Here is a 10938-nt window from a genome sequence, read left to right as displayed (position 1 = left end):
GTCACCCGAGTTCGGGTGACCGCCCCATCGGCGTATACGGAGGCCTATCCGAGCGCCTCGCCCGGCAGTTCCACCTTTACGGCCGTCCCGGGGGGATATGAACCCCCGCGGGTGTCGGCCGGGCGGGTGTGGGGCCCGGGTGAGGTCAGCCCAGCGCCTTGCCGGGGAGTTCGACCTTCGCGCCGAGTTCCATGAGCTTCTCCATGAAGTTCTCGTAGCCGCGGTTGATGAGGCCGATGCCGTGGACTCGGGAGGTGCCCTGGGCCGCGAGGGCGGCGATGAGGTAGGAGAAGCCGCCGCGGAGGTCGGGGATGACCAGGTCGGCGCCCTGGAGCTTGGTCGGGCCCGAGACGACGGCCGAGTGGAGGAAGTTGCGCTGGCCGAAGCGGCAGTCGGAGCCGCCCAGGCACTCACGGTAGAGCTGGATGTGCGCGCCCATCTGGTTCAGGGCGGACGTGAAGCCCAGGCGGGACTCGTAGACCGTCTCGTGGACGATGGACAGGCCCGTGGCCTGGGTCAGGGCCACCACCAGCGGCTGCTGCCAGTCGGTCTGGAAGCCGGGGTGGACGTCCGTCTCCAGCGCGATGGACTTCAGCTGGCCGCCGGGGTGCCAGAAGCGGATGCCCTCGTCGTCGATCTCGAAGGCCCCGCCCACCTTCCGGTAGGTGTTCAGGAACGTCATCATCGAGCGCTGCTGCGCGCCGCGGACGTAGACGTTGCCCTCGGTCGCCAGCGCAGCCGACGCCCAGGACGCGGCCTCCAGCCGGTCCGACAGGGCGTGGTGGGTGTACCCGCCGAGCTTGTCCACACCGGTGATGCGGATCGTCCGGTCGGTGTCCATCGCGATGATCGCGCCCATTTTCTGCAGAACGCAGATCAGGTCCTCGATCTCCGGCTCGACGGCCGCGTTGGACAGCTCCGTGACGCCCTCCGCGAGGACCGCCGTCAGCAGCACCTGCTCGGTCGCGCCGACGGACGGGTACGGCAGCCGGATCTTCGTACCGCGCAGCCGCTGCGGCGCCTCCAGGTACTGCCCGTCCTCCCGCTTCTCGATGCGCGCGCCGAACTGCCGCAGCACGTCGAAGTGGAAGTCGATGGGCCGGCCGCCGATGTCGCAGCCGCCGAGGCCGGGAATGAAGGCGTGGCCGAGACGGTGCAGCAGCGGACCGCAGAACAGGATCGGGATGCGGCTCGAACCGGCGTGGGCATCGATGTCAGCGACGTTGGCGCTCTCCACGCGCGTCGGGTCCATCACCAGTTCACCCGGTTCGTCCCCCGGACGGACCGTCACACCGTGCAGCTGCAGCAGACCCCGCACGACCCGCACGTCACGGATGTCCGGAACATTGCGCAGCCGGCTCGGAGCGCTGCCCAGCAGCGCTGCCACCATGGCCTTCGGCACGAGGTTCTTCGCACCGCGGACACGGATCTCACCCTCCAGCGGGGTTCCGCCGTGGACAAGCAGGACATCGTCGTTGACGGTCATGAATCTCGCGTTCCGTGGAGTCGGGCAGGGGTCAGAAGGGAAAGGGTAATCGCCCTCCACCCCCCTTCTGTAAGCCTGAGTCAGACCCAGACACGTCATAGCTCTGTCACAACACGAACCGTTCCGTGCCGGGCACATGGGGTCACGGTCACTTCCGTGCGCGTGGAACGCACCGGTGCGCCCTGAGCTGGGTACCCTCGCGTCCCCGCATTGCCTCCCCACACGGAGGGAAGATGCGGGATCATGTCTGGCATGACCGAGGTGTCCTCGCTCACAGGGCGGTTGCTCGTGGCCACCCCCGCCCTGGCGGACCCGAACTTCGACCGCGCGGTCGTGCTGCTCCTCGACCACGACGAGGAGGGCTCCCTCGGTGTCGTCCTCAACCGCCCCACCCCGGTGGATGTGAACGACATCCTGGAGGGCTGGGGGGACCTCGCCGGCGAGCCGGGCGTCGTCTTCCAGGGCGGTCCGGTCTCGCTGGACTCGGCCCTCGGGGTCGCGGTCGTACCCGGCGGCGCGTCCGGGGAGGCCGGCCCGCTGGGCTGGCGTCGGGTGCACGGCGCGATCGGCCTGGTCGATCTGGAGGCCCCGCCGCAGCTGCTGGCCTCCGCCCTCGGCTCCCTGCGGATCTTCGCGGGGTACGCCGGCTGGGGCCCGGGCCAGCTGGAGGACGAGCTGGTGGACGGCGCGTGGTACGTCGTGGAGTCGGAGCCGGGCGATGTCTCGTCGCCGTGTCCCGAGCGGCTCTGGCGCGAGGTCCTGCGCCGCCAGCGGGGCGAGCTGGCGATGGTGGCGACGTATCCGGACGACCCTTCGCTCAACTGATGCGTGTGAGCTTCAGTACCCTGGGGCGTATGAGCACTCTCGAGCCCGAGCGCGGGACTGGTACGGGGACCCTCGTAGAGCCGACGCCGCAGACCTCGCACGGTGACGGTGACCACGAGCGCTTCGCCCATTACGTCCAGAAGGACAAGATCATGGCGAGCGCCCTCGACGGCACCCCCGTCGTGGCGCTGTGCGGCAAGGTGTGGGTGCCGGGCCGCGACCCGAAGAAGTACCCCGTGTGTCCCATGTGCAAGGAGATCTACGAGTCCATGGGCTCCGGCGACGACGACAAGGGCAAGGGCGACAAGTAGCGCCAGGCCCGTGCGGCCAAGGCCTCCAGGGTGCGTTTTGCGTGCCCTGGAGGCTTTTGTGCTGTCCGGGCGTTGCGCGGGACGCGTCTGCCGGTCACAGAGTGGTTGAGACCTCTTGTGGTCGTGTTCATGCAGTCCCTAGCCTCCGATGTGTTGTGCACAGCGAAACCTTCATTGCGCATGTTGCAACACTCCTCGGAGGATCACTTCATGAAGCTGTCCGTCCGTTTTGCCGGGCTCACGGCGCTCGCCGCCCTGCTGGCCACCGCCTGCGCACCCCAGACCTCCAGTAACTCCTCCTCCGACAAGGACGAGAAGACCGGCGCGCTGCGTGTCTGGCTCTTCCAGGAGGTCGGCAACACCCCCAAGGAGAAGGTCGTCGACTCGGTCGTCGCCGCCTTCGAGAAGGCCCACAAGGGCACCGAGGTCAACGTCGAGTACATCCCGATCGACACCCGCGCCCAGCGCGTCAAGGCCGCCTTCAACGACCCCGCCTCCGCTCCCGACGTCATGGAGTACGGCAACACCGACACGGCCGGCTATGTGAAGGACGGCGGACTCCTCGACGTCACGCAGGACTTCGGGGACTGGAGCGAGGCGAAGGACACCGACCCGACCGCGAAGCAGTCGGTGACGGTGGACGGCAAGATGTACGGCGCCCCGTTCTACGTCGGCGTCCGCGCCCTGTACTACCGCACGGACGTCTTCGAGGAGCTGGGTCTCAAGCCCCCCAAGACGATGGACGAACTCGCCTCCACCGCCCGCGCGATCCGCGCCGCGAAGCCCGACCTCTACGGGCTCGTCGTCGGCGGCGCCTACACCTACGGCGCGATGCCGTTCGTCTGGGCCAACGGCGGTGAACTCGCCAACGGCAAGGGCGGTTCGTACGCCTCCGGCATCGACAGCCCCGAGGCCCAGAAGGGCATCAAGGCGTACACGTCCCTCTTCGGCGACGACAACTGTCCGGCCGCCAAGTGCGCGGGCATGGGCGGCAACGACACGATCTCCGCCTTCGCCGCCGGGAAGGCCGGGATGGCGATCGGCGGCGACTTCAGCCACACCGCCGTCGAGGCCGGGAAGGTCAAGGGCAAGTACGCCGTCGTCCCGCTGCCGGGTGTGAAGTCCGGCTCGATCGCTCCCGCCTTCGCCGGCGGCAACAACATCGGCGTTCTGAAGAGCACCTCGCACCGCACGCTCGCGGTCGAGCTGATGGAACAGCTCGCCTCCAAGAAGACGCAGACCGAGCTCTTCGGCGCGATGGGCTTCCTGCCGACCTTCACGGACGTACGGCAGCAGGTCGCGACCGAGGAGCCCTTCGTGAAGCCCTTCGTGCGGACGCTCTCGGCCGGCACCAAGTTCGTCCCCGCCTCACCCGCCTGGGCCCAGATCGACTCCTCGCTCGTCCTGCCGACGATGTTCCAGGAGGTCATCGCGGGCAAGAAGGACGTGCCCGCCGCCTCCGAGGCCGCCGCGAAGAAGATGAACACCGCGTTCGGCTCCGCCGGGTGAGCCGGATGAACGACCGTACGGAATCGGCGGAAGCCGGCCGGGCCGGGACCGACGCCGCCGGGGTCGATCCGCCTGGTGCCGGCTCGGCGGGAACTGCTGGGGCGGGGGGCGGTCCTGTCGGGTCCGATGGGGCAGGAGTCGATCGGGCGAGCCCTGCGGAGCCCGCTGGGGCGGCCGGCGGTCCGGTCGGGAAGGCCTCGGCGGGAGCCGCACGTGAGCTGCAAGGCGGCCCTGCCGCTCCGGCTCCGGCTCCGGCTTCGGCTTCGGCTCCCGGTTCGGCTTCGGCTCCCGGTTCGGCTTCGGCTCCCGGTTCGGCTTCGGCTCCCGCTCCCGCTCCCGCGAGCGTCGGCGCGGCGCCCGGCGGCCCGGCCGGGGCGGCCGGGGATCTTTCCGGCGAGGCCCGCGCCGAGGAGGGCGTGGGTCCGCCGCGCCGGCCTTCGGGCACGGTCGGCGGCGGGGCGCGGAGCGGGCGGCCGGGGGCGCGACGGGCCGCGCCCGGCAGAGCCGTCGGCGCCTCCGGCGGCTGGACGCCGTGGCTGTATCTCGCGCCCGCGCTCGTCGTGCTCGGCGGGCTGCTCGTCTACCCCATCTATCAACTCGGCCTGATCTCGTTCTTCGAGTACACCCAGGCCCAGGTCAGCGGCGGCGAACCGGCCACGTTCCAGGGGTTCGCGAACTACGCCGAGCTGTTCGGGGACCCGCAGTTCTGGCAGGTGCTGCTCGCCACCGTGCTGTTCGCGGCGGCCTGCGTCGTCTCCACGCTCGCGGTCGGCTGCGCCCTCGCCGTGCTCCTCACTCGCGTGCGGGCCGTACCGAGGCTCGCGCTGATGCTGGCCGCGCTGGGCGCGTGGGCGACCCCGGCCGTCACCGGCTCCACGGTCTGGCTGTTCCTCTTCGACCCGGACTTCGGCCCGGTCAACCGGATGCTGGGCCTCGGCGACCACTCATGGACGTACGGGCGGATCAGCGCCTTCTTCCTCGTCCTGCTCGAAGTGGTGTGGTGCTCCTTCCCGTTCGTGATGGTGACCGTGTACGCCGGTATCCGCGCCGTGCCCTCCGAGGTCCTGGAGGCCGCCGCCCTGGACGGCGCCTCGCAGTGGCGTATCTGGCGCTCCGTACTCGCCCCGATGCTCCGGCCGATCCTGGTCGTCGTCACCATCCAGTCGGTCATCTGGGACTTCAAGGTGTTCACCCAGATCTACGTCATGACGAACGGCGGCGGCATCGCGGGCCAGAACCTGGTCCTCAACGTCTACGCCTACCAGCAGGCGTTCGCGTCCTCGCAGTACAGCCTCGGCTCGGCGATCGGCATCGTGATGCTGCTGATCCTGCTCGCCGTCACGCTGGTGTATCTGCGGCTGCTGCGCCGGCAGGGGGAAAAACTGTGAATCTTCTACGCACTCGAGTCCGCCGCCCGGGGCGGCTCGCCGCCGAGGCCTCGGCCCTGCTGATCGCGGTCGTCGTCGCCTTCCCCCTCTACTGGATGGTGCTCAGCGCCTTCAAACCGGCCGGGGAGATCGAGTCGAGCGAGCCCCGGCCGTGGACTCTCGCGCCCTCCCTGGATTCCTTCCGGCGGGTCTTCGGGCAGCAGGAATTCGGCCGTTACTTCCTCAACAGCCTCGTCGTCGCGAGCTGTGTCGTGATCGCCTCCGCGCTGATCGCGTTTCTCGCCGCGACCGCCGTGACACGATTCCGCTTCCGCCTGAGGACCACCCTGCTGATCATGTTTCTGGTGGCCCAGATGGTGCCCGTGGAAGCCCTCACGATCCCCCTCTTCTTCCTCATGCGGGACTTCGGCCAGCTGAACACGCTCGGCTCGCTGATCCTGCCCCACATCGCCTTCTCGCTGCCCTTCGCGATCTGGATGCTGCGGGGGTTCGTGAAAGGCGTTCCGGAGGCGCTGGAGGAGGCCGCGTACATCGACGGGGCGAGCCGGGCGCGATTCCTCTGGCAGATCCTTTTCCCCCTCGTCCTGCCGGGTCTCGTGGCCACCAGCGTGTTTTCCTTCATCTCCGCCTGGAACGACTTCCTCTTCGCCAAGTCGTTCATCATCAGTGACACTTCCCAGTCGACGCTGCCGATGGCGCTGCTGGTCTTCTACAAGCCCGACGACCCGGACTGGGGCGGCGTCATGGCCGCCTCCACGGTGATGACGATCCCGGTCCTGGTCTTCTTCGTACTCGTACAGCGGCGCCTGGTCTCCGGACTGGGCGGAGCGGTGAAGGACTGACGTGACCGATCTGATTCCGGCACCCCGCGACATCGCCACCACCGCCACCACCGGCTCCGGCGCGGTGCGGCTGACGGCGAACTCCCGGCTCCGCTCCGGCCCCGGGACGGAGGGCGTCGGCCGCTGGCTGCGCACCGCCCTCGGCCAGGCCACCGGCCTGCCCCTCCACGAAGGACGCGAACCCGGCGGCGACGGCATCGGGCTCCGGCTCGACCCCGGACTCGGTCCCGAGGAGTACCGCCTCGTCAGCGACGTCGGCGGCATCCTCATCGAGGGCGGCAGCGCGGCCGGTGTCTTCTGGGGCGCGCAGACGCTGCGGCAGCTCCTCGGCCCCGACGCGTACCGCAGGGCCCCGCTCGGCCCTGACCACGCCCGGTCCGTGCCGTACCTCACGATCGAGGACGCGCCCCGATTCCGCTGGCGCGGCCTGATGCTCGACGTCGCCCGGCACTTCATGCCCAAGGAAGGCGTCCTGCGTTACCTCGATCTGATGGCGGCGCACAAACTCAACGTCTTCCACTTCCATCTGACGGACGACCAGGGCTGGCGCATCGAGATCGAGCGGCATCCGCGGCTGACGGAGATCGGCTCCTGGCGGGCCCGTACGAAAACCGGCCACCGCGCCTCGCCGCTGTGGGAGGAGAAGCCGCACGGCGGCTACTACACCCGGGACGACATCCGGGAGATCGTCGCCTACGCCGCCGAGCGGCATATCACCGTCGTCCCCGAAATCGACGTACCCGGCCACTCGCAGGCCGCCATCGCCGCGTACCCGGAACTCGGCAACACCGACGTCATCGACACCACCGCCCTCTCCGTCTGGGACACCTGGGGAATCAACCCGAACGTACTCGCCCCCACTGACAACACCCTGCGCTTCTACGAGGGCGTCTTCGAGGAAGTCCTCGAGCTGTTCCCGTCGGAGTTCGTCCACATCGGCGGCGACGAATGCCCCAAGGACCAGTGGCGGCGGTCGGAGACCGCCCAGGCGCGCATCAGGGAACTGGGGCTCGCGGGCGAGGACGAGCTCCAGTCCTGGTTCATCGGGCACTTCGACGCGTGGCTCTCCGCGCGCGGGCGACGGCTGATCGGCTGGGACGAGATCCTGGAGGGCGGGCTGGCGAAGGGCGCGGCCGTGTCCTCCTGGCGTGGCTACGCCGGAGGCATCGCCGCCGCGCGGGCCGGCCACGACGTGGTCATGTGCCCCGAGCAGCAGGTGTATCTGGACCACCGTCAGGACCCGGGCCCCGACGAGCCGGTACCGATCGGGTGGGTGCGCACCCTGGAGGACGTCTACCGGTTCGAGCCCGTGCCGCCGGAGCTGACGCCCGAGGAGGCCCGGCACGTGCTGGGCACCCAGGCCAACCTGTGGACCGAGGTGATGGAGGACCAGGCGCGCGTGGACTACCAGGCGTTCCCCCGGCTGGCGGCCTTCGCCGAGGTCGCCTGGAGCGCCCTGCCCGCCCCGGCGGAACGGGACTTCGACGGCTTCGAGCACCGGATGACGGCCCACTACCGGCGGCTCGACGCCCTGGGCGTCGGCTACCGGCCCCCCGCCGGGCCGCTGCCCTGGCAGCGGCGTCCAGGGGTGCTGGGGCGCCCGATCGACGGCGCGCCGCCCCACCGGTAGGACCGCTCGCGGGTACCGAACAGCTCGAACAGGCCACGGAAAATGCGCACAAGGGTCACCGAAAGTGCCAATCGGCATGCATTGGTGAACCCGTGCGAAAACGGACCATCTCCCCGGTGAGGTGGGCGAATGCCTCCTAGCGGACCCGTGTCTTCGGCTCTCGCCAAGATGTGCCAGAGTTGCCACGTCCGCCCTGTCAGCACGTACCGTACGGCAGCACAGGTGGGACCAGGTGGGGCAGCGGGAAGGGGCAGCCGGTTTGACCACGCACGCACCGCAGGCGGCGCAGGCCGTCACGCTGCCCACGACGCTGGACGAGGCCGTGGCGGCGCTCACCGCCGTGCCCGCGGCCGTGCCCGTCGCGGGCGGCACCGACCTGATGGCCTCCGTCAACTCCGGGCAGCTCAGGCCCGCCGCGCTGGTGGGACTCGGCCGGATCAGCGAGATCCGCGGCTGGCAGTACCAGGACGGTCACGCGCTGCTCGGCGCGGGCCTCACCCACGCGCGCATGGGACGCCCCGACTTCGCGGCCCTGATCCCGGCGCTGGCCGCCGCCGCGCGCGCCGCGGGCCCGCCGCACATCCGCAACGCGGGCACCCTGGGCGGCAACATCGCCTCGGCCGCCCCCACCGGTGACGCGCTGCCGGTCCTGGCCGCCCTGGAGGCGACACTGATCATCGCGGGCCCGGGCGGAGCCCGCCGGGAGATCCCGGTGTCGCACCTGCTGGCCGGGATGGACATGCTGCGCGCCGGTGAACTCATCGGCTACGTGCGCGTGCCGCTGCTGCACGCCCCGCAGGTCTTCCTGAAGGCGACCGGCCGCACCGGCCCCGGGCGCGCGGTGGCGTCCGTGGCCCTGGTCCTGGACCCCGCGCGCCGGGGTGTGCGCTGCGCGGTGGGCGCCATAGCGCCGATGGCGCTGCGGCCCCTCGAGGCCGAGGAGTGGGTCGGCCGGCTCATCGACTGGGACAACAACCGCGCGATCGTTCCGGAGGCGCTGAACGCCTTCGGGGAGTACGTCGCCACGGCCTGCATCCCCGACGCGGCCCCGGCCGAGGACGGCTCCGTACCGCAGCTTCCGCCCGCCGTACTGCACCTGCGGCGCACCGTCGCCGCGCTGGCCCGACGAGCACTGGGGAGGGCGCTGTCGTGACCGACGACCAGCACGGACAGGGCACACCCCGGGGCGGCAGCCGCTGGGACCCGCTGCCCCAAGGCGAGTACGACGACGGCGCCACCGCCTTCGTCGAGCTCCCCGAGGGGGGTATCGACGCCCTGCTGGCCGCCGACAGCCCCCTCGCCGCGCCCGGCCACGGCTACGTACCGCCGCAGATAACGGTCGACCCCGCCACGACCGCCGGAACCGACCCGGCCGCCACGGGCGGGTGGCCGGTGCCCGGAGCGCCCGTCGACGGCGCTCAGTGGCACGACCCGCACGCGGCGCACCAGCAGCAGGGCCACGAGGTCGCCGAGCAGCCGCCGTACGGCTCCGACACGCCGTACGGTTCCGATGCGCCCTACGGTTCCGATGCGCCCTACGGCTCCGGTACGCCGTACGGCTCCGACTCCGGGGCGGGGCAGCACGGCGGCGACGACCGGTTCACGTACAACCCGGGAGCCACCGGGCAGTGGACCTTCGAGGAGGCCGCGGCGGCGGAGCCCGCGCCCGGCCATGACGTGACCGGGCAGTGGTCCATCCCCGTCGCCGGGGGCGACCTTCCGGACGAGTCGGGCGAGTTCACCACCTCCTCGCTGGTCGAGCAGTGGGGCGGCGGCAACCCGCCGGCCACGCTGCCGGGCGGCGCGCCCGCACCGTGGGCGACCCAGGCGGCGGGCGAGCCGTGGGGACAGCAGGCCCAGCAGGACGCCCCGGGGCAGGAGCAGGCCGGACCGGGCTACCCGCGGGAACACGAGCAGGGCCACGGGCCGCAGGGGCTCGCCGGACCGGCCGCCGCGTACGCGCCGGACCAGAGCACGCACGCCCCGGAGGAGCCGCCCGCCGGGCCCCTGCCGCAGGAGACGGACCCGACGCACCAGGCGCCGGGCAGTGGCCACGCACCTCAGCCCGGGGGGCTCGGTCATGCGCCGGAGCCGTCGGGCTTCGCCGGCCATCGAGTCGGGCACGGTGTCGAGCACGGCGGCGATCACGGGGTCGGCGGCGAGCACGGGGCCGATCACAGGGGCGAGCACGGCCCCGGGCACGCGGCGGAGCCGTCCGGCGTACCCGGTCACGCACCGGAACCGTCCGGCCGCCCCGCCGGACACCCGGACGAGCACCCCGCGCCCTCCGCGCCCGCCCAGCCGTACGAGACACACGCCGAACACGTCGACCCAGCCGCGCCCCCGGAGGCCGTCCAGGACGCCTCACAGGCCGCTCCCGGGACCGGTGAGGCCGGTGAGGCCGACGGGCCCGCCGAGGACGCCCCGGGCGCCGCAGCGGGCGCCGACGACCCCGCCGAGCCGGTCGCCGTGCCCCTCCCCGCCATGGCGGACGCGGACACGGACGCCGGACCGGAGGCCGCCGACGGCGAGACCCCGGACGACCCGGCACCGCAGGACCCCTCCGGCGCCCCGGACGACGCGGCCCCCGCATCCCAGGACGCGCCCGCCCTCCCGCAGGAGGAACACCCCCTCGCCTCCTACGTCCTGCGCGTCAACGGCACCGACCGCCCCGTCACCGACGCGTGGATCGGCGAGTCCCTGCTGTACGTGCTGCGCGAGCGGCTCGGCCTGGCCGGCGCCAAGGACGGCTGCTCGCAGGGCGAGTGCGGGGCGTGCAACGTCCAGGTCGACGGGCGGCTCGTCGCGTCCTGCCTGGTCCCGGCCGTGACCGCCGCCGGCAGCGAGGTCCGTACCGTCGAGGGCCTGGCCGAGGAAGGGCAGCCCTCGGACGTCCAGCGGGCGCTCGCGCGCTGCGGCGCCGTGCAGTGCGGCTTCTGCGTACCGC

9 protein-coding genes are annotated in these 10938 nt (G+C 71.6%); 8 read left to right on the top strand and 1 reads right to left on the bottom strand.

The annotated features are described in order from the left end of the window. Positions 1–145: 145 nt before the first annotated feature. Complete coding sequence (gene murA, locus ACWIF2_RS38385; RefSeq protein ID WP_382499960.1) at positions 146–1486, bottom strand: UDP-N-acetylglucosamine 1-carboxyvinyltransferase; 1341 nt, start codon at positions 1484–1486, stop codon at positions 146–148. Positions 1487–1738: 252 nt separating this feature from the next. On the opposite strand from murA, the gene ACWIF2_RS38380 reads away from it, so the two are divergent. The 8 genes from ACWIF2_RS38380 to ACWIF2_RS38345 all read left to right on the top strand — a co-directional run. Continuing rightward, the gene (locus tag ACWIF2_RS38380; RefSeq protein WP_184593481.1) at positions 1739–2311 is read left to right on the top strand and encodes a YqgE/AlgH family protein; all 573 of its coding nucleotides are present in this window, start codon (positions 1739–1741) and stop codon (positions 2309–2311) included. 29 nt (positions 2312–2340) lie between these two features. Further along, entirely contained in the window at positions 2341–2622 is a 282-nt protein-coding gene (locus tag ACWIF2_RS38375) for a DUF3039 domain-containing protein (RefSeq protein WP_010039914.1), read from the top strand. 210 nt (positions 2623–2832) lie between these two features. Continuing rightward, on the top strand, positions 2833–4131 hold the full coding sequence (locus ACWIF2_RS38370) for an extracellular solute-binding protein (RefSeq protein ID WP_454366029.1): 1299 nt from the start codon (positions 2833–2835) through the stop codon (positions 4129–4131). Positions 4132–4547: 416 nt separating this feature from the next. Further along, positions 4548–5519: a carbohydrate ABC transporter permease gene (locus ACWIF2_RS38365; RefSeq protein ID WP_454366027.1), complete on the top strand. Its 972-nt coding sequence runs from the start codon at positions 4548–4550 to the stop codon at positions 5517–5519. Continuing rightward, entirely contained in the window at positions 5516–6361 is an 846-nt protein-coding gene (locus ACWIF2_RS38360; protein WP_454366025.1) for a carbohydrate ABC transporter permease, read from the top strand. Before ACWIF2_RS38365 ends, ACWIF2_RS38360 begins: the two co-directional genes overlap by 4 nt. Before the next feature lies 1 nt (position 6362). Then, complete coding sequence (locus ACWIF2_RS38355) at positions 6363–7991, top strand: beta-N-acetylhexosaminidase (protein WP_454366023.1); 1629 nt, start codon at positions 6363–6365, stop codon at positions 7989–7991. 259 nt (positions 7992–8250) lie between these two features. Beyond that, the gene (locus ACWIF2_RS38350; protein WP_382836586.1) at positions 8251–9144 is read left to right on the top strand and encodes an FAD binding domain-containing protein; all 894 of its coding nucleotides are present in this window, start codon (positions 8251–8253) and stop codon (positions 9142–9144) included. Then, the coding region (locus tag ACWIF2_RS38345; protein WP_454366021.1) for a 2Fe-2S iron-sulfur cluster-binding protein at positions 9141–10938 on the top strand (1798 nt) is incomplete at its 3' end. The genes ACWIF2_RS38350 and ACWIF2_RS38345, both read left to right, overlap by 4 nt.

Source organism: Streptomyces sp. NPDC055506 (assembly GCF_053643595.1).
Note: the sequence above shows the minus strand (reverse complement) of the source record. Positions and strands in the feature narration are given on the sequence as shown.